The 18096-nt window shown below is 71.9% G+C and carries 19 protein-coding genes; 7 read left to right on the forward strand and 12 right to left on the reverse strand.

Features of this window, described 5'->3' with window-relative positions; genetic code table 11:
- The first annotated feature begins 10 nt into the window (after positions 1-10).
- On the forward strand, positions 11-247 hold the full coding sequence (gene secG, locus ABD213_RS00435) for a preprotein translocase subunit SecG (RefSeq protein ID WP_344322994.1): 237 nt from the start codon (positions 11-13) through the stop codon (positions 245-247).
- Positions 244-600, forward strand: coding sequence for an RNA polymerase-binding protein RbpA (locus ABD213_RS00440; RefSeq protein WP_425546014.1), 357 nt, complete (start codon positions 244-246; stop codon positions 598-600). Before secG ends, ABD213_RS00440 begins: the two co-directional genes overlap by 4 nt.
- A gap of 22 nt (positions 601-622) precedes the next feature.
- Here ABD213_RS00440 and pgl read toward each other — a convergent pair whose 3' ends face one another.
- From pgl to tkt, 6 genes are read right to left on the reverse strand one after another with little or no spacing between them, the layout of a single operon-like run.
- The gene (gene pgl / locus ABD213_RS00445; RefSeq protein ID WP_344323000.1) at positions 623-1369 is read right to left on the reverse strand and encodes a 6-phosphogluconolactonase; all 747 of its coding nucleotides are present in this window, start codon (positions 1367-1369) and stop codon (positions 623-625) included.
- Positions 1366-2268 carry a glucose-6-phosphate dehydrogenase assembly protein OpcA gene (locus tag ABD213_RS00450; RefSeq protein ID WP_344323002.1) on the reverse strand — a complete coding sequence of 301 codons (903 nt, stop codon included), beginning with the start codon at positions 2266-2268 and terminating at the stop codon, positions 1366-1368. Before ABD213_RS00450 ends, pgl begins: the two co-directional genes overlap by 4 nt.
- Positions 2268-3788 carry a glucose-6-phosphate dehydrogenase gene (gene zwf, locus ABD213_RS00455; RefSeq protein WP_344323004.1) on the reverse strand — a complete coding sequence of 507 codons (1521 nt, stop codon included), beginning with the start codon at positions 3786-3788 and terminating at the stop codon, positions 2268-2270. The genes ABD213_RS00450 and zwf overlap by 1 nt, the downstream gene beginning before the upstream one ends.
- Positions 3785-5377 carry a glucose-6-phosphate isomerase gene (locus ABD213_RS00460; RefSeq protein ID WP_344323006.1) on the reverse strand — a complete coding sequence of 531 codons (1593 nt, stop codon included), beginning with the start codon at positions 5375-5377 and terminating at the stop codon, positions 3785-3787. Before ABD213_RS00460 ends, zwf begins: the two co-directional genes overlap by 4 nt.
- A 3-nt stretch (positions 5378-5380) precedes the next feature.
- The gene (gene tal, locus ABD213_RS00465; protein ID WP_344323009.1) at positions 5381-6469 is read right to left on the reverse strand and encodes a transaldolase; all 1089 of its coding nucleotides are present in this window, start codon (positions 6467-6469) and stop codon (positions 5381-5383) included.
- A gap of 58 nt (positions 6470-6527) precedes the next feature.
- A complete protein-coding gene (tkt, locus tag ABD213_RS00470; protein ID WP_425546003.1) occupies positions 6528-8711 on the reverse strand; it encodes a transketolase in 2184 nt (727 codons plus the stop codon).
- 83 nt (positions 8712-8794) lie between these two features.
- On the opposite strand from tkt, the gene ABD213_RS00475 reads away from it, so the two are divergent.
- The gene (locus tag ABD213_RS00475; RefSeq protein ID WP_344323011.1) at positions 8795-9745 is read left to right on the forward strand and encodes a heme o synthase; all 951 of its coding nucleotides are present in this window, start codon (positions 8795-8797) and stop codon (positions 9743-9745) included.
- A 21-nt stretch (positions 9746-9766) separates the two neighbouring features.
- On the opposite strand, the gene ABD213_RS00480 is transcribed toward ABD213_RS00475, so the two are convergent.
- A complete protein-coding gene (locus ABD213_RS00480) occupies positions 9767-10318 on the reverse strand; it encodes a DUF6989 domain-containing protein (RefSeq protein WP_344323013.1) in 552 nt (183 codons plus the stop codon).
- Between the two features lie 302 nt (positions 10319-10620).
- Here ABD213_RS00480 and ABD213_RS00485 point away from each other — a divergent pair, with 302 nt between their 5' ends.
- Positions 10621-10986, forward strand: coding sequence for a DUF1330 domain-containing protein (locus tag ABD213_RS00485; RefSeq protein WP_344323015.1), 366 nt, complete (start codon positions 10621-10623; stop codon positions 10984-10986).
- 230 nt (positions 10987-11216) lie between these two features.
- Here ABD213_RS00485 and ABD213_RS00490 read toward each other — a convergent pair whose 3' ends face one another.
- The 3 genes from ABD213_RS00490 to ABD213_RS00500 are packed head-to-tail and all read right to left on the reverse strand — an operon-like array spanning position 11217 to position 13821.
- The gene (locus ABD213_RS00490) at positions 11217-12140 is read right to left on the reverse strand and encodes a COX15/CtaA family protein (RefSeq protein ID WP_344323017.1); all 924 of its coding nucleotides are present in this window, start codon (positions 12138-12140) and stop codon (positions 11217-11219) included.
- Positions 12131-12856: an ABC transporter permease gene (locus tag ABD213_RS00495; RefSeq protein ID WP_344324659.1), complete on the reverse strand. Its 726-nt coding sequence runs from the start codon at positions 12854-12856 to the stop codon at positions 12131-12133. The genes ABD213_RS00490 and ABD213_RS00495 overlap by 10 nt, the downstream gene beginning before the upstream one ends.
- A 44-nt stretch (positions 12857-12900) precedes the next feature.
- A complete protein-coding gene (locus tag ABD213_RS00500) occupies positions 12901-13821 on the reverse strand; it encodes an ABC transporter ATP-binding protein (RefSeq protein ID WP_344323021.1) in 921 nt (306 codons plus the stop codon).
- 110 nt (positions 13822-13931) lie between these two features.
- Between ABD213_RS00500 and ABD213_RS00505 the strand changes: the two genes are divergently transcribed.
- From ABD213_RS00505 to ABD213_RS00515, 3 genes are read left to right on the forward strand one after another with little or no spacing between them, the layout of a single operon-like run.
- Positions 13932-15032, forward strand: coding sequence for an ATP-dependent DNA ligase (locus ABD213_RS00505; RefSeq protein ID WP_344323023.1), 1101 nt, complete (start codon positions 13932-13934; stop codon positions 15030-15032).
- Entirely contained in the window at positions 15029-15601 is a 573-nt protein-coding gene (locus ABD213_RS00510) for a YdeI/OmpD-associated family protein (protein WP_344323025.1), read from the forward strand. Before ABD213_RS00505 ends, ABD213_RS00510 begins: the two co-directional genes overlap by 4 nt.
- A 25-nt stretch (positions 15602-15626) precedes the next feature.
- On the forward strand, positions 15627-16103 hold the full coding sequence (locus ABD213_RS00515) for an OsmC family protein (protein WP_344323027.1): 477 nt from the start codon (positions 15627-15629) through the stop codon (positions 16101-16103).
- A 9-nt stretch (positions 16104-16112) separates the two neighbouring features.
- On the opposite strand, the gene ABD213_RS00520 is transcribed toward ABD213_RS00515, so the two are convergent.
- Both ABD213_RS00520 and ABD213_RS00525 read right to left on the reverse strand, forming a co-directional pair.
- A complete protein-coding gene (locus ABD213_RS00520) occupies positions 16113-16925 on the reverse strand; it encodes a GTP pyrophosphokinase (protein ID WP_344323029.1) in 813 nt (270 codons plus the stop codon).
- Positions 16926-16980: 55 nt separating this feature from the next.
- Positions 16981-18066, reverse strand: coding sequence for a DNA polymerase domain-containing protein (locus ABD213_RS00525; protein ID WP_344323032.1), 1086 nt, complete (start codon positions 18064-18066; stop codon positions 16981-16983).
- Positions 18067-18096 lie beyond the last annotated feature (30 nt).

The raw sequence follows: 18096 nt of genomic DNA on the forward strand, positions 1-18096 counted from the left end.
AAGGAAACCCGTGATCCTCTTCTTCTCCGTCATCCTCACGCTCGCGAGCGTGATGATGATCGTCCTCATCCTCATGCACAAGGGCCGTGGCGGCGGACTGTCCGACATGTTCGGCGGTGGCGTCTCGAGCTCCCTCGGTGGGTCCTCGGTGGCCGAGCGCAACCTCGACCGGATCACCGTCGGTGTCGCAGCGGTCTGGGCGGTCAGCGTCGTGGCCCTGGGCCTGCTCATGAAGGTGAGCGCCTGATGGCCGCCGGCGCCATCCGTGGCAGCCGCATCGGCTCGGGCCCGATGGGCGAGGCCGAGCGTGGCGAGGCCGCGCCCCGCCGTGCCGTCACCTACTACTGCGCGAAGGACCACCAGACGGTCCTGAACTTCTCGGTCGAGGCCGAGGCCCCGGCGTCGTGGGACTGCCCGCGCTGCGGCCTGCCGGCCAGCAACGACGAGGGCAACCGTCCCGACGCGCCCAAGACCGAGCCGTACAAGACGCACCTGGCCTACGTGAAGGAACGCCGTTCCGACGACGAGGCCGCGACGATCCTCACCGAGGCGCTGGAGTCGCTGCGCTCGAAGCGCAAGTCCGGCGAGGTCATCTTCTGACCCCGTCGGGTCTTCCGGGTGCTCAGCCCGGAAGACCCGACGCGGCGGCCTCGTCGACGAACCACGTGGTCTCGCTGCGACCCTGCACGGAACGGGCCGGGGTCTCGTCGATCGAACCCTCGTCCGCGAGGGATCGGGAGACGGCGTCGGCCTTGCCCTCGCCGCTGACCAGGAACCAGACGGCCTCGCCGCGCCGCAGCACCGGCACCGTGAGGCTCAGTCGCTCCGGCGGTGGCTTGGGGGAGCCGAACACCTCGACGCAGTCACGCTCGCTCTCGTGCACCTGGGGGAGTCCGGGGAACAAGGACGCGATGTGCCCGTCGGGGCCGAGCCCCAGCAGCACGACGTCGAACGGACCGTCGGGCAGGGTCTCGGCGTAGGCGTCGGCCGCGGCGGCCATGGCGAGGTCGCAGCCGTGCGCAGGCATCCGGTGGACGTTCTCGGCGGGCACGGAGAGGCGCGTCAGGAACGCGTCGTCGGCCTGCCGGTCGTTGCGGTCCTCGTGACCCGCGGGGACGAAGCGTTCGTCACCGAACCAGAGCTCGACGTCGGTCCAGTCGGCGGCGGAGGCCTCGAGCCGCTCGTAGATGGCGATGGCGATGCTGCCGCCGGTCAGCACCACCCTCGGGCGGCGGCCCTCGGCCTGCACCTGGGCGATGCGCTCGCCCAGGCGGGCGGCGACGGTGCTCGCGAGCTCGTCCTCGTCCGCGAGGCGCTCCACGGTGGGGGGCGGGGTCGATCCGGCGGGGTTCGGTCCGTTGGCGGTCACGAGTCCTCCAGGAGATGGGTCAAGGTGGCGGCGTAGATGTCGTCGGCGTCGAGCCGGCGAAGATCTTCGGCGAGCAGCTCGGCGAGCGTTCGCGCGCCCAGCGGGACGGTGCGGGCCGCGGCACCGGGGACGCTGAACTCGCAGGACGAGGCGTCGCGGCGCACGATGCGCACGTCGCCGTCGTCGGTGTGCAGCACGACCTCCCCGATCTGGTCGGTCTCGCTGCGGCGTCGAGCGATGGGGACCGCGAGTCGGTCCTCGAGCCAGGCGACGAGCAACGTCGCGGCGGGGTTGCCTGCCCCCGCCTCGACGAACCCGCCGGTGACGCGGCCGCCCGCCTGGTCGAGCGCAGCGGCCAGCAGGGCCCGCCACGGCGTGAGCCGGGTCCACGAGAGGTCCGTGTCACCGGGGGCGTAGCGGCGGCCGATCGCCTTGAGCGTCCGGACGGGCGAGTCCGTGGCCTCGGCGTCGGTCAGCCGGCGCAGCCCGAGGCGGCCGATGGGATCCTCCGACGGGTGGGTGGGAGGCTTGCCCGGCCACCACACGACCACGGGGGAGTCCGGCAGCAGCAGCGGCAGCAGCACGGTCTCGGCGTGACGCGTGAGCGGACCGGAGAGCCTGAGCAGGATCGACTCGCCGGCGGTGTCCTCGCCGACCCGCACGGTGGCGTCCAGCCGTGGCGAGCGACGTCCGTCGCCGAGCACGACGCCGATGATGCGCGAGGGGTGCTCGCGCGAGAGGACCGCGGCGGTCTTGAGCGCCTCGCCCACGCTCTCGTCGTCGGTGACGACCACGAGCGTCAGGGCCATGTCCATCGCGGGCGAGCCGGCCCCGATCCGGGCGCGGACCATCGCCTTGGCGATCTCCGAGGACGTGGTGGCAGGCAGGGACAGGCGCATCAGGGCCGCCTCCAGGAACGACCGTCACGCCGCAGCATCGCGTCGGCCGAGGCCGGGCCCCACGTGCCTGCGGTGTAGGTGTCGATCGTCTTCTGCTTGGTCCAGTGGGCGATGACGGGGTCGAGGATCTTCCAGGAGAGCTCGACCTCCTCGACCTGCGGGAAGAGGGGAGGGTCACCGAGGAGGACGTCGAGGATGAGCCGCTCGTAGGCCTCGGGACTGCTCTCCACGAACGCGCCGCCGTAGGCGAAGTCCATCGACACGTCGCGGATCTCCATCGCGCTGCCCGGGACCTTGCTGCCGAGGCGCAGGGTCAGTCCCTCGTCCGGCTGGATCCGCATGACGACGACGTTCTGCCCGAGCTCCTCCACGTCGTGGCTGCTGAACGGCTGATGGGGTGCACGCTTGAAGACCACGGCGACCTCCGTCACCCGACGACCCAGTCGCTTGCCGGCCCGCAGGTAGAAGGGCACGCCGGCCCAGCGGCGCGTGGCGACGTCGATGCGCACGGCCGCGTACGTCTCGGTCGTCGACGTGGAGGCGATGCCCTCCTCCTGGAGGTACCCGCGGACCTGGGTGCCGCCGGCCCACCCGCCGACGTACTGTCCACGGGCCGTGTGCAGGTCGAGGCGGGGCGCAGGCCGGGCGTTGGCCAGGATCTTCTGCTTCTCGATCCTGAGGCTCTCGGCGTTGAAGGAGACGGGTTCCTCCATGGCGACGAGGGCCATGAGCTGGAGCAGGTGGTTCTGGATGACGTCGCGGGCCGCACCGATCTGGTCGTAGTAGCCCGCGCGGGTGCCGATCCCGATGTCCTCGGCCATCGTGATCTGCACGTGGTCGACGTAGTGGCTGTTCCACATCGGCTCGAACAGCTGGTTCGCGAACCGAAAGGCCAGGATGTTCTGGACGGTCTCCTTGCCGAGGTAGTGGTCGATCCGGAAGACGTTGTGCCGGTCGAAGACCGGCTCGACGGCGGCGTTCAGGGCGCGCGCCGAGGCGAGGTCGTGGCCGAACGGCTTCTCGATGACGACGCGGCGCCATCCCTCGTCCTCCGAGGCAAGACCGTGCCGCTGGATCTGGTCGACGACCACCGGGAAGAGGCCCGGCGGGATCGAGAGGTAGAAGGCGTGGTTTCCGCCGGTGCCCTGTGTCCGGTCCAGCTCGGCGAGCGTCGCGGTGAGCCGGTGCCAGGCGGCGTCGTCGTCGAAGTCGCCGGGGACGAACCGGATCCCTGCGGACAGCCGGCGCCAGACGGTCTCGCGCCACGGCGTGCGGGCACCGTCACGCGCCGCCTGCTCGACGAGGTCGTCGAAGGACCGGCCGCCCGGGTCCTCGCGGGCGAAGCCGACGAGGGCGAAGCCCGGGGGGAGCAGACCGCGGTTGGCGAGGTCGTAGATCGCCGGGATCAGCTTCTTGCGTGCGAGATCACCGGTGATGCCGAACAGCACGATGCTGCACGGGCCGGCGATCCGCGGCAGCCTGCGGTCGCGGGGGTCGCGCAGCGGGTTGCGACGACTCACGCGAGAAGCTCGGCCAAGCGGGTGAGGTCGCTCGGCACGTCGTGCAGGTGCAGGCGCAGCACCGGGCGGCCCTTGTCGCGCAGTACCTGGGCGTCGCCCGCGGCCTGGGAGCCGATGAACTCCCCGAAGGTGAACTCCCGACCGGGGATCGCGAGGTCCTGCGCGGGTTCGGAGGTGAGCTGCAGGAACAAGCCCGTAGCGGGTCCGCCCTTGTGGTACTGACCCGTGGAGTGCAGGAACCGAGGACCCCAGCCGAAGGTGACCGGTCGACCGGTCCGCTCCGCGAGGAGCTCGCGTAGTCGAGCCGCCTGCGGGTCCGAGCGCGGGTCGAGGTAGGCCTGCACCGCGACGTAGCCGTGCTCGGGGTCGAGCGCGTCCACCAGCTGCTCGAGGGCGTCGGCCAGTGACTGGGCCCCGGTTCCGACGCCGAAGACGTCGATTCCCTGGTCCTGCAGGTCCGGTGCCTGCGCTGCTGCCGAGCCACCGAGCTGGTCGCGTGCGGCCTGCTTGGCGCTCTCGACGTCGGGCTGGTCGAAGGGATCGATGCCGATGAGTCGTCCGGCGACGGCCGTCGCGACCTCCCACAGGAGGAACTGGGCGCCGAGCTCCCCGGCGACCGCCGCAGCGCGGTCGGTACCGGCCTGGGGTGGCTCGAGGGTCCCGAGCGAGACCCGGACCGAGTCCGCCGTCGCGGTGACCGCGTTGGGCGCTGCGGCCGAGGGCACCACCACCGGGAGGATGCCCCGGCCGATCTTGCCGGTGGACTCGGCGACGAGCTGCTCGATCCAGTGGCCGAGGCCCCAGGCCTGGGCGGGGTCCTCGTCGAGCACGAGCTTGTCGATGCCGTCGCGCGCCGAGGCGCCGAGCAGCGTCCCGAGACGCAGGGCAGGGTTGTCCGCGTCGTCCGAGCGCAGCGCACCCTCGACGGCGCCGGCAGCGTCGAGGAGCTCGACGACGGGCACACCGGCCAGCGCGCTCGGCACGAGCCCGAAGGCGGTCAGCGCGGAGTAGCGTCCACCGACCTGCGGGTCGGCGTGGAAGACGGTGTACCCGGCGGCGCCGGCGAGCTCGTCGAGGGGCGAACCGGGGTCGGTGACGACCACGATCCGGTCGGTCGGGTCGATGCCGGCGTCGGTGAACGCCTGCTCGTAGGCGCGGCGCTGGCTGTCGGTCTCGACCGTGCCGCCGGACTTGCTCGAGACGACGGCCACGGTCCGCTCGATGCGGTCCGCCAGCGCCCGGTGGACCGTGTCGGGGTGGGAGGAGTCCAGGACGGTGAGCTCGACGCCGTAGGCGGCGCAGATCACCTCCGGAGCGAGCGAGGACCCGCCCATGCCGCACAGCACGACGTGGTCGACGCCGTCCTCGCGCAGCCGGTCGCGCAGCGATCCCAACGGGGTGAGGAGCGGGCGCGAGGACTCAGCCAGCGAGGTCCACCCGAGGCGCTCCTGCGCCTCGGCGCGCGCGTCGGGACCCCACAGGTCCGCGTCGTGGTCGAAGATGCGGGACGCGACCCGGTCGCTGACGACGGTCCGGAGGTCGTCGGCGATCGCGTCGGCGGCCGGACCGGAGAGGACGACGTCGACCACGGCTCAGGCCTTGTCCAGCTCGGAGCGGACCGTGTCGAGCAGCTCGGCCCAGGAGGCGTCGAACTTGTCCAGTCCCTCGTTCTCGAGCACCTCGACGACCTCGTCGTAGGAGATGCCCTCCTTCTCGAGGCCGGCGATCACCTCGCGGGACTCGTCGGCGCGCCCGGAGACCATGTCGCCGTGGACCTCGCCGTGGTCGCCGAAGGCCTCCAGGGTCTTCTCCGGCATCGTGTTGACGGTGTCGGCCACGACCAGCTCGCTCACGTAGAGCGTGTCCTCGTACGCCGGGTCCTTGACGCCCGTCGACGCCCACAGCGGGCGCTGCCGGTGCGCGCCCTGCGCCTCGAGGGTGGCGAACCGCTCGCTCGCGAACGTCTCCTCGTACGCCTCGTACGCGAGGCGGGCGTTGGCGAGGGCCGTCTTGCCGCGCAGCGGGTGGCCCTCCTCGAGACGCCCGTCGACCTCGGAGTCGACGCGGCTGATGAAGAACGACGCGACCGAGTGGATGGCCGACAGGTCACGTCCTTCGGCGTGTGCCTGCTCGAGGCCGAAGAGGTACGCATCCATCACGCCGCGGTACCGCTCGAGGGAGAAGATCAGCGTGACGTTGACGCTGATGCCGCGAGCGATCGACGCCGCGATGGCCGGCAGGCCCTCCTCGGTGGCGGGGATCTTGATGAGCAGGTTGGGTCGGTCGACCGCGGCCCACAGGCGCTCGGCCATCTCGATGGTGTCGTCGGTGCTGCGCGCCATGCCGGGGTCGACCTCGATGGAGACTCGGCCGTCGACGCCGTCCGTCTCGTCGAAGACGGGGCGCAGGACGTCGCACGCCTGCTTGACGTCGGTGGTGGTGATCTCGAAGACGGCGGTGTCGACATCGGCACCGGCGGCCTTCAGTTCGGCGACCTGCTCGGCGTACCGCTCACCCTGGGACAGGGCGGCGGCGAAGATCGTCGGGTTGGTCGTGACACCCTTGACCCCGCTCTCACGGACGAGCTCGGCGAGGTTGCCGCTCTCGATCCGCTCGCGGGAGAGGTCGTCCAGCCAGATGGAGACCCCGGCGTCGCTCAGGGCCTGCAGTCGTTCGTTCATGCTGATCTCCTGATGTTCGGGTGCTGCTCGATGACTCGGGGCGGCCCGGGTCGATGGTTCAGTGGTCGGCCAGCGGCAGGACCGGCCCGCTCGGTCGAGCATGGACCGGGACACCACCGGTCTCGTGCCCAGCCTCGATGGCCTCACGCGCCGCGTCGACGACGGCCTGGGCGGTGATGCCGAACTCCTCGTAGAGGCGGGCGTAGTCGGCGGAGGCTCCGAAGTGCTCCAGCCCGACGACGCGACCGGCGTCGCCGACCACGTCGCGCCAACCGAAGGAGACGCCCGCCTCCACGACGACCCGAGCGCGGACGGCCGGGGGCACGACGCTGTCGCGGTACTCGGCGTCCTGTCGCTCGAACCACTCGCGCGACGGCATGGAGACGACGCGGGCGGCGATGCCGTCGGCAGCGAGGAGCTCGCGCGCCTGCACGGCGAGCTGGAGCTCCGAGCCGGTGCCGATGAGAACGACGTCGGGGGTCCCCTCGGTGTCGAGGAGCACGTACGCGCCGCGGGCCGTGCCGGATGCCTCACCCCAGTGGGTGCCGTCGACCTCACCGCGCGGGAACGTCGGGACGTTCTGGCGGCTCAGCGCGAGCGCGACCGGGCGGTCGGTGATCTGCAGCAGGGTGCGCCAGGCCTCGACGACCTCGTTGGCGTCGGCGGGCCGCACGACGTCGAGTCCGGGGATCGCCCTCAGCGCGGCGAGGTGCTCCACGGGCTGGTGCGTGGGTCCGTCCTCGCCGAGGCCGATGGAGTCGTGCGTCCACACGTACGTGACGGGCAGCTGCTGCAGCGCCGCGAGGCGCACGGCCGGTCGCATGTAGTCGCTGAAGACGAGGAAGGTGCCGCCGTAGGGCCGCGTGGGGCCGTGCAGGGCGATGCCGTTCATGATCGAGCCCATCGCGTGCTCGCGGATGCCGAAGTGCAGCACCCGCCCGTACCAGTCGCCGCTGAACTTCTCGGTCGACAGGTCGGGCGGCAGGAAGGACGGCTCGCCCTTGGGCGTGGTGTTGTTGGAGCCCGCGAGGTCGGCCGAGCCGCCCCAGAGCTCGGGCAGCACGGGAGCGATCGCCGTCAGGACGTCGCCGGAGGCCGCGCGCGTCGCGACACCCTTCTCGTCGGCGTCGAAGGTCGGGAGGACGTCGGTCCACCCGTCGGGCAAGGTGCGGTCCTGGAGGCGACGCAGGAGGTCCGCGGCCTCCGGGTGCTCGCCGGCCCAGGTGTCGAACCGCTCCTGCCACGCCTCGTGAGCCACTGCGCCTCGCTCTCGCGCGCCGTGGGTGTGCGCGATGACCTCGTCGCTCACCTCGAAGGTCTGGTCCGGGTCGAAACCGAGCAGTTCCTTGGTGGCGTGGACCTCCTCGTCGCCGAGCGCCGAGCCGTGGGAGGCGCCGGTGTTCTGCGCCGTGGGTGCCGGCCAGGCGATGATCGTCCGCAGCACGATGAGGCTCGGCCTGTCGGTCACCCGCTGCGCGGCCTGGTACGCCTCCCACAGGGCGGGCACGTCCTCGCGGTAGGAGTCGCCCGACCCGTGACCGGCGCCCTGGGTCCAGTCGACGGTCTGCACGTGCCAGCCGTAGGCCTCGTAGCGTGCTGCGACGTCCTCGCTGAACGCCACGTTGGTGTCGTCCTCGATGGAGATCTTGTTGTCGTCGTAGAGCACGGTCAGGTTGCCGAGCCGTTGGTGTCCGGCGAGGGAGGACGCCTCCGCCGAGACGCCTTCCTGGACGTCGCCGTCGGAGGCGATGACGTAGACGGAGTGGTCGAACGGGCTCTCGCCGGGCGCGGCGTCGGGGTCGAGCAGACCCCGCTCGCGTCGGGCGGCCATCGCCATGCCCACAGCGTTCGCGATGCCCTGACCGAGGGGACCGGTGGTGACCTCCACACCGGGGGTGTGTCCGTACTCCGGGTGGCCCGGCGTCTGGCTGCCCCACGTGCGCAGGCTCTTGAGGTCCTCGAGACCCATGGGGTACCCGGCGAGGTAGAGCTGGATGTACTGCGTGAGGCTCGAGTGACCGCACGACAGCACGAACCGGTCGCGTCCGGTCCAGTGCGGGTCGGCCGGGTCGTGGCGCATGACCTTCTGGTAGAGCAGGTAGGCGGCGGGCGCCAGGCTCATCGCCGTGCCGGGGTGGCCGTTGCCGACCTTCTGCACCGCGTCGGCGGCGAGGATCCGCACGGTGTCCACCGCACGGTCGTCGGTCTCGTTCCAGTCGAGTGCGGGGGACGATGAGGTCACGATGGCGTGCTCCTGAGGGGTCTGTGGCGGGCAAGTCCGTACCGTCACGACGAGCCTACTCGCGTGGGCTTAGACTTGATCGGGTGAGTGCCCTCCACGACGACGTCTCGAGCTCGGCCCCGGCGTCGACGCCGCGCGGCGGCTTCGGCACGACCCGCGACGTGGTCGGCGCCTACGTCGCCCTCACCAAGCCGCGGATCATCGAGCTGTTGCTCCTCACGACGGTCCCCGTCATGTTCCTGGCGGCGCGGGACGTCCCGCCCCTGTGGCTGGTCGTGGCGACGATGGTCGGCGGGTCGCTCGCGGCCGGCAGCGCGAACGCCCTCAACTGCGTGGTGGACGCCGACATCGACACCAAGATGCGCCGGACCGCCCGCCGGCCGCTCCCGCGGCACAAGGTCTCCAACACGTCGGCCCTCGTCTTCGGCCTCGTGCTCGGCGTGGTCTCCACCCTGTGGCTGGGCTTCTTCGTCAACTGGTTGTCGGCGTCCCTGGCGCTGGCCGCGAACGTCTTCTACGTCGTCGGCTACACGATGCTGCTCAAGCGGCGTACCACCCAGAACATCGTCTGGGGAGGGGCGGCGGGCTGCTTCCCGGCCCTGATCGGCTGGACCGCGGTCACCGGCGAGCTCGCGTGGGCGCCGGTGGTGCTGTTCCTCGTGGTGTTCTTCTGGACGCCACCGCACTTCTGGGCCCTCGCGATGCGCTACCGCGAGGACTACGCCGCGGCCAGCGTGCCGATGCTGCCGTCGGTCGCGACGTCGGCCGAGGTGAGCCGCCAGATCGTCCGGTACAGCTGGCTGATGGTGGCGACGTCCCTCGCCCTGTGGCCCGTCGCCGGCACGGGGTGGTTCTACCCGGGCGCGGCGCTGCTGCTCGGCATCGTCTTCCTCGTCGAGGCCTACGACCTCAAGCAGCGGTGCACGGAGTCCGAGGAGCTGTCGGTGATCAAGCCGATGCGTCTGTTCCACCTCTCCAACGCCTATCTCGCCCTGCTGTTCGTCGCGGCCGCCGTGGACCCCTTCATCGGCTGAGGCGCGGACGGCGTCGCGGTCTCAGGCCGTGATGTTCCAGCCGGCGACGTCGATGACGAAGTGCGCGAGCACGAGGGCGCCCAGGTAGAAGGTCGAGACCGCGCCGGCGGCGGCGACCCGCACGCCGGAGCCACGGCCTCGCGTGGCGAGGAACGCCACCGCCGCGGCCCAGCCCAGCGCCGCCTCGGCGGGCAGGACGTAGACGGCGATCCCCAGCACGCGCAGCGTCTCCCCGGTCGGCTCCCACAGCCCGACGAAGGGCGCGCACAGCTCCGCGCCGGCGAACAGGACGACGGCGGTCAGGGCGGCGCGCGCCGGACGCAGCCCCGCCAGCACGATCGCGACGAACAGCGGCGGCACCCACATGAGCGCCATCGCCACCGGGATGACGTCGTCGATGCGCGGTCCACCGCGATCGGGGAAGGCGAGCGTGCCGACGAGGTCCGCCAGCACCCAGTCCGGCAGGACCTGGAACAGCGAGACGGGGACGAGGAAGAGCGCGAGCGCAGCCCAGTCGGGTCGTCCGACCGCGCGAGAGACCAGTGGGTCGCGGCGTACGCGGCGACGAGGCACAGCACCGCCCAGCCCTGAGCGGGGACCGGCAACGAGAGCGCGACGCCTCCAAGCAGCAGCAGACCGGCGTGCAGGACGGCCAACGCTGCGACGGCTCGCCGGCTCGGGCGCTCGCCGTTGGGGAGCTCGGTCGGCTGGACGGGAGCGGACGTCATCTGCGCAACCTAGCGGCTGCGGGCCGTGCGGGCCCGACGTTCGTCCCGTTGCCCGGCGGACGGCCCCCACGATGTGCTTGCATCGGTACGACGGCGTCGCCCCGATGCCCGGCAGTACCGACGCCCGACAGACAGGACCCGCGCACCATGCCCGTCGACCCCACCGGCCGCGACCTCCAGCGCTACCTCGAGGAGGACGACGGCGGACCCGTCGTGATGGTGAACCTGCTGCGGTTCCGTCCGGACGGTCGCGCGAGCTACGACCGCTACGCGCGCGAGATCGTTCCCCACCTCGAGCGGGTCGGCGGGAGCGTCGTGTACGCCGGGGACAGCGGCACGTCCCTCGTGCCCGCCGAGGGCTCCGGCTGGGACGCGGTCCTGCTCGTGCGCTACCCCTCCCGCCAGGCGTTCACCGCGATGGTGGCCGACGAGGACTACCAGCGCATCACCCACCTGCGCACCGAGGCGCTCGAGGAGGCCGTGCTGCAGGCGACGTCGCCGTGGCGCGGCTGAACGGTCCGGCAGTCCCGGCCGACGCTCGTCGAGCACTGGCCCTCGGGATCGGTGCCCTCGTGTCCGCAGGGCATGGCTGGCCTGGATGGCGTGGGACCGCTACCACGTGGACCCGGCGACGGGCCAGGAGTCCGGTCCCTACGAGGCCTGGCAGGTGGCGGGATCGGCCGTGACCTTCACGGTCGCGGTGGTCGTGGCGTGTCGCCTCCGACGACGACCCGCCCCGAGGCTCATGAAGTCTGGTGGACGGAGGTGGACACGTCCCGCTGCTCGTCCGCGGCCGGCGTCCCCGACGAGGTCGTCACCACCAGCAGCCGCGTGCCGAGAGCCGCGAGCACCCCGGCACCGAGCAGGTGGATGCCGACGAGCACGATCGGCAGACCGGTGAAGAACTGGACGAACCCGACGAGTCCCTGCGCGAGCTCGACCCCGAGCAGCCAGTACGCGGCCGACGCCGCTCGTGTGCCACGCAGCGCGACGCAGCACGCGACGGTGAGGGCCACGAGGACGTAGACGCTGGCGGCGTGCACGTGGCTCCACACCTGCGGGTCCAGGCCGTTGCGCGGGACGTCCACGTCGCCGGCGTGCGGACCACTGCCGGTGACGACCGTGCCGAGGTAGAGCGCGATCCACAAGACGGCGAACGTCGCGACGACGAGGGCTCGCGTGCGCTGCGGGACGCCGGTCACCCCGCGCGCCCGCACGCGCACCAGGAGGATCGTCGACCCTGCGATCAGCACCATCGACAGCATGAGGTGCAGGGCGACGACCCACGGGTTCAGGTCGGTGAGCACCGTGATCCCGCCGACCACCGCCTGGAACGGGATCCCGGCGGCGAGCAGGAAGGACAGCAGCCGCAGTCGACGCTCGCTCGTCCAGCGCCACACCGCGACGAGCGTGCCGATCGCGATCGCGATGAGCACGTACGTGAGGAGGCGGTTGCCGAACTCGATCACCCCGTGCCACCCGAGCTCGCCGTGGGGGACGAAGGACTCCTCGGTGCAGCGCGGCCACGTGGGACAGCCGAGCCCCGAGGCGGTGAGCCGGACGGCCCCGCCGGTGAGCACGATGACGGTGTTGGCGACGACCGAGGCCCAGGCCCAGCCACTGACGGCACGGCGGGAGGGTCGAAGCAGCGGGTCGGTCATTCCCATCGGAAGCACCTCGCGGTCAGCAGGCCGGCGCCGACGGCCCACACGGTCAGGACGAGAACGGGCAGGAGACCGGGGGACCCGGTCTCGAAGGCGGTGCGCAGACCCTCGCCCAGCGCGCCGGACGGCAACAGCTGCAGCACGGCGGCGATCGCGTCGGGATGGCGCGAGAGCGGGACGATCAGACCGCCTCCGACCAGCAGCACGACGTAGACCAGGTTGGCGACCGCCAACGTCGCCTCCGCACGCAGGGTGCCCGCGATGAGCAGGGCCAGGGCTCCGAACGCCGCAGTGCCGAGGACGGCCAGGACGACGAGCCAGGCGTAGGCGCCGGCTCCCCCCGTCGGCTGCCAGCCGAGCAGCTGCGCCACGGCGACGAGGACGGTGAGCTGGACCAGCTCCACGACCGCGATCGCGGCCACCTTGCCGGCGAGCAGGCCCCAGCGGGGCAGGGGAGAGGCCCCGAGCCGCTTGAGCACGCCGTAGCGACGTTCGAAGCCGGTGGCGATGGCCAAGGACGTGAAGGCCGTCGAGAGCACCGCGAGGGCGAGGACGCCGGGGGTGACGACGTCGATGGTCCGGCCGGCACCGAGGTCGACGACGGACCCGGCGCGTGTCGCGGCCACGAGCAGCAGCAGGGGGATGACGAGCGTGAGGAGGAGCTGTTCCCCGTTGCGGCTCAGCAGCCGCAGCTCCATCAGCGCCTGCGCACGCACCATCGTCGCCGGACGGGCGGCCCCGGGCCGGGGGGAGAGGTCGAGGCTCACCGCAGCGTCCTCCCGGTCAGGTCGAGGAAGCGGTCCTCGAGGCTCTGGCGCTCGACCAGCACGCTCTCGGTGAGGACGTCGTGATCGGCGCACCAGCGGGTGAGGTCCGCGAGGAGGCGGGGATCGATCTCGCCGGTCAGCACGTAGCGGCCGCCCTCGACCTCCTCGACCTTCGTGTCGTGCGGCAGCGCCTCCATGAGCGCGACGACGTCGACACCCGGTCGTGCGGCGAAGCGGATCGTCCCGCGCGCGCCGGCGGCGGTGAGCTCGGCCGGCGACCCGGAGGCGATGACGGTGCCGGCGTCGACGACGTGGACGAGGTCGCTGAGCTGCTCGGCCTCGTCCATGAAGTGGGTGGTCAGCACGACGGTGACGCCGGCTCCGCGCAGCTCGGCGAGCAGCTCCCACGTGGCGCGACGTGCCTGGGGGTCGAGCCCCGCGGTCGGCTCGTCGAGGAAGAGCAGCTCGGGACGCCCGACGACGGCCATGGCGAGCGAGAGGCGCTGCTGCTGGCCCCCGGAGAGGCGGCGGTAGGGGGTCCGGCCGCAGCTCGCGAGCCCCAACCGGTCGGCCAGGGCGTCCGGGTCGAGTGGATGGGCGTGCAGCGACGCCATGTGGCGCAGCATCTCGGTGGCGCGCGAGCCCGTCCACGCGCCCCCGGACTGCAGCATCACGCCGACCCGGGGCCGCAGCCTGACGGCGTCGAGACGAGGATCGAGCCCGAGGACGCGCACCGACCCGGACTGCGGGGCGCGAAAGCCCTCGCAGGTCTCGACCGTCGTGGTCTTGCCGGCGCCGTTCGGGCCGAGCACGGCGGTGATCGAGCCCTCGGGGACGTCGAGGCTGAGACCGTCGACCGCGGTGGTGGAGCCGTAGCGCATGACGAGGTCACGCACCTGCACCGCCGGTCCATTCACCCCGACAGTCTAGAGAGGGCGCCGAACGGTTCGTCGGGCAGCGGTCCGGTGGGACCCGGTCGTGGGCCTCGGCACTGTCGGGTGTCCCCGCCGGCGGCCATGATGGGGCCATGGACCTGCCGGTGATGCCGCCCCTTCGACCCATGCTCGCCCGATCGGTGAAGGGGGTCCCGGCGGCCGACTCCGTCGACGGCGGACTGGTCTACGAGCCGAAGTGGGACGGGTTCCGCGCGATCGTCTTCCGCGACGGCGACGAGGTCGTGATCGGCAGCCGATCCACCAAGGAGCTCGGACGCTACTTCCCCGAGATCGAGGCCGCGGTGCGCGAGCAGCTGCCGGAGCGCTGCGTCGTGGACGCGGAGATCGTCACCGTGGTCGGCGACCGGCTCGACTTCGACACGCTGTCCCAGCGCATCCACCCGGCGGCCTCCCGGGTCGCCGAGCTCGCTGAGCGAACTCCGGCGAGCCTGGTCGTCTTCGACCTCCTGGCGCTCGGCGACGAGTCGCTGGTCGATCTACCGTTGGCCGAGCGTCGCGATCGTCTCGAACAGGCTCTTGGCGACGTCCACGACCCGGTGCACCTGACGCGCACCACGTACGACGCCGCCGAGGCCACCGAGTGGTTCCACGCCTTCGAGGGGGCCGGTCTCGACGGCGTCGTCGCCAAGCGTCTCGCCGATCCCTACGTGCCCAACGGGCGCACGATGCTCAAGGTCAAGCACGCCAGGACTGCCGACGTCGTGGTGGCTGGCTACCGCCTGCACAAGACGTCGACCGACGAGCAGCCCCTGCTCGGCTCGATGCTGCTCGGGCTCGTCGCCGACGACGGTCGGCTCCAGCACGTCGGGGTGTGCGCGTCGTTCACCGCTGGACGACGGGCGGAGCTGGTCGAGGAGCTCGCGCCGCTCGTCGCGGACCCGGCCGACCACCCGTGGGGTGCGTGGCAGGACGCCGCCGCCCACGCCGAGGGTCGGCTCCCGGGCGGGCAGAGCCGGTGGACCGGGACCAAGGACCTCTCCTTCGTGCCGCTGCGACCCGAGCGGGTGGCCGAGGTCGGCTACGAGCACATGGAGGGCCAGGGCGACGGAGCCCGGTTCCGGCACACGGCCCAGTTCAAGCGGTGGCGGCCCGACCGCGAACCCTCGTCGTGCACGTACGCCCAGCTCGAGGAGGTCGTCCGCTACGACCTCGCACAGGTGCTGGGCCCGTGACCCGCTCGCGGGAGCGGGTGGAGCCACCGAGCCGGTCGCAGTGGGGGCGCTGGCTTGCCGAGCACCATGCGAGCAGCCCCGGCGTGTGGCTGCGCATCGACGCGCGCAACGCCCCCGGCGACGACGCGCTGTCCTACGACAACACCGTGCGCGAGCTGCTGTGCTGGGGGTGGGTCGACGGCCAGGCGCGTCGCGACGGGGAGGCGAGCCTGGTCTGGTGCTGCCCTCGGCGGCCGGGCAGTGGATGGGCGGCGACCAACAAGGCGCGGGTCGCCGAGCTGACGGAGCAGGGACGCATGCAGGGGCCGGGGCTCGTGGCGGTCGAGGTGGCCCGTGCCAACGGCTCGTGGACCGTGCTCGACGGACCGGAGGCCGGCCTCGAGCCGGAGGAGCTGACCACGGCCCTCGACGCGGTGCCGCGAGCGCGTCGGTTCTGGGACGAGCTGCCTCCCTCGGCGCGCAAGCACGCGCTCAGCCAGATCGCCTTCGCCAAGCGGGAGGCCACTCGCCGCTCCCGCATCGAGGCCGTCGTGCGACGGTGCGCCGCGCACGAGCGACCCGACCGCTGAGCCCGACCCGAGGCATCCTGGGGGAGTGGACCACACCTATCGGCTCGCCGTCGCCTGGCAGGGCGATCGAGGCACGGGCACGAGCGGCTACCGCGACTACGACCGCGACGTGCTGCTGCGGGCCGAGGGCAAGCCGGACCTCCTCGGATCGGCCGATCCGACGTTCCGTGGGCGTGCAGAGCGCTGGAACCCCGAGGAGCTGCTCCTCGCTGCGCTGGCCCAGTGCCACCTGTTGTCCTACCTGCACAGCGCGGTCAGACACGGCGTGGTCGTGGTCGACTACCACGACGATCCGGTCGCCACGATGGAACAGACGGGCGTGGGCGGGCGGTTCACGGCGGTCGTCCTCCACCCTCGCGTCGTCGTCGCGGACGCCGCGATGGTCGCGACGGCGGAGTCCATCCACGGCGAGGCGTCGCGGAACTGCTTCATCGCCGCCTCGGTGGCCTTCCCGGTGGAGCACCGACCGACGACGACCGTGGACCCCCGGTCGCGACGCTGACGGGCGCGTTCAGCCTGGCTGGTCGGTGCCGTCGCTCGAGAGTCGGCGCAGCTGGTCGATGAGCGCGTCGGTGGGGACCAGCTCGTCGCCGGTGACGAGGTCTCCGCGGATCTCCTCGGTGAGGGTCTCGACACCGTCGTCGCCCAGACCGCGGACCTCGTCGTGCAGCGACTCCATGCGGGCGTCGAGCGCATGGGCGGAGTCGGCCGCCTCGCACAGCCGCTCCTGGAGGTCGTCCGGGACCTGGCCGCGGTACTTGTAGTGGATCTTGTGCTCCAGGCTCGCCCAGAAGTCCATCGCGATGGTGCGGAACTGGACCTCGACTGTCACCGGCACCGCGCCGTCGGAGAGGTAGACGGGCACCTCCAGCAGCACGTGCAGGCTGCGGTACCCGTTCTCCTTCGGCGTCGCGATGTAGTCACGGACGTCGAGCACCGAGAGATCCGACTGGTTGGTGATGAGCTCGAAGACGCGGTAGACGTCGGAGACGAAGCTGCACGTGACACGCACGCCGGCGATGTCGGTGATGGTCTCGCGGATGGACGCGAAGGTCGGCCTGGTGCCCTTGCGCTCCATCTTCTCGGCCAGGCTGTCGGGAGACTTCAGCCGCGACGCGATGTGCTCGATCGGGTTCGTCTCGTGCATGACGGCGAACTCGTCGCGCAGGATGGAGAGCTTGGTGACGACCTCCTCCATCGCGAAGCGGTGCCGCAGCATGAAGCGGGTGAACTCCTGGCGCAGGGTCCGCAGGTCGCCGATGCTGATCACGGCATCGGGATCGGTGTCGACGAGCTCGAGGCTCGACGTCGCGAGGGGCTCCACTTCTTCACCCTACGTCCGTCCGGTGCGATCGCGACCTCGGAGTCGTCGTGCACCGTCAGTCGCGGGCGCGGTCGGTGTCCTTGCTCGGTTGGACCCGCTTCGGCTCGCCCGGCATCTTCGGGTACTCCGGCGGGTAGGGGAGGTCGCCGAGGCCGCGCTCGAGGTCCGCGCGCCAGAGGTCCAGCAGCGGCTCGAGCGAGCCCGGGTCCTCGTCGATGCCGGCCCAGGCGTCGCCACGCTCGGCCAGGAGGTCCGGCACGGTGTGCAGGGTGAAGGCCGCGGGGTCGTCGACAACCTCGAGGTCGGCCCAGGACAGCGGGAAGGAGACCGGTGCCCCGGGGCGCGGACGCAGGCTGTAGGCCGAGGCGATCGTGCGGTCGCGGGCGTTCTGGTTGACGTCGACGAAGATGTTGTGGCCGCGCTCCTCCTTCCACCACGAGGTCGTCACCCCGTCGACCCGACGCTCGAGCTCACGGCCGAGACCGATGGCGGCGTGACGGACGTCGGTGAAGGTCCAGCGCGGCTCGATGCGCACGTACACGTGGACCCCGTGCTTGCCACTGGTCTTGACCCAGCCGACGAGGCCGAGCTCCTCCAGCAGCTCACGCGTCGCGAGCGCGGCGCGTACGGCGTCGGAGAAGGTCGTCGAGCCGTGGGGGTCGAGGTCGATGCGCAGCTCGTCGGGGCGGTCGACGTCGTCGCGCCGCACCGGCCAGGGGTGGAAGACGATGGTGCCCATCTGAGCCGCCCACGCGACGACGGCGACGTGGTCGGGGCAGAGCTCGTCGGCGGTACGGCCCGATGGGAAGTGCACGCGCACCGAACGGGCCCAGTCGGGCATCCCGCGCATGAGTCGCTTCTGGTAGAACGCGTCCCCCTGCTGCCCACGACCCCCGGACGCTTGGCGCGTCGTCAACGTCATGCCCGGCAGGACGCCCTTCGGCCAGCGCTCGAGGGCTGTCGGTCGGTCGTGCAGGGCACGGACGATGCCGTCGCCGACGGCGACGTAGTACTCCACGACCTGCAGCTTGGTGACGTCCGGGCCGAGCTCGGACGCCGGGAAGATGACCCGGTCCGGACTGGAGACGCGGACAGCGCGTCCACCCGCCTCGATCTCGACCGATGTCGACTTCGCCTCCATGACGCCACCCTAGGCCCGCGATGCGCGGAA

It is taken from the genome of Aeromicrobium halocynthiae, assembly GCF_039531385.1.
In the GTDB taxonomy this organism is placed as follows: domain Bacteria; phylum Actinomycetota; class Actinomycetes; order Propionibacteriales; family Nocardioidaceae; genus Aeromicrobium; species Aeromicrobium halocynthiae.

Coding starts and splice junctions, on each gene's coding strand:
- ABD213_RS00450 (WP_344323002.1), bottom strand. CDS start 2,268: ATGCGCCTGTCCCTGCCTGCCACCACGTCCTCGGAGATCGCCAAGGCG.
- tal (WP_344323009.1), bottom strand. CDS start 6,469: ATGAACGAACGACTGCAGGCCCTGAGCGACGCCGGGGTCTCCATCTGG.
- ABD213_RS00485 (WP_344323015.1), top strand. CDS start 10,621: ATGCCCGTCGACCCCACCGGCCGCGACCTCCAGCGCTACCTCGAGGAG.
- ABD213_RS00490 (WP_344323017.1), bottom strand. CDS start 12,140: ATGGGAATGACCGACCCGCTGCTTCGACCCTCCCGCCGTGCCGTCAGT.
- ABD213_RS00495 (WP_344324659.1), bottom strand. CDS start 12,856: ATGGTGCGTGCGCAGGCGCTGATGGAGCTGCGGCTGCTGAGCCGCAAC.
- ABD213_RS00505 (WP_344323023.1), top strand. CDS start 13,932: ATGGACCTGCCGGTGATGCCGCCCCTTCGACCCATGCTCGCCCGATCG.
- ABD213_RS00525 (WP_344323032.1), bottom strand. CDS start 18,066: ATGGAGGCGAAGTCGACATCGGTCGAGATCGAGGCGGGTGGACGCGCT.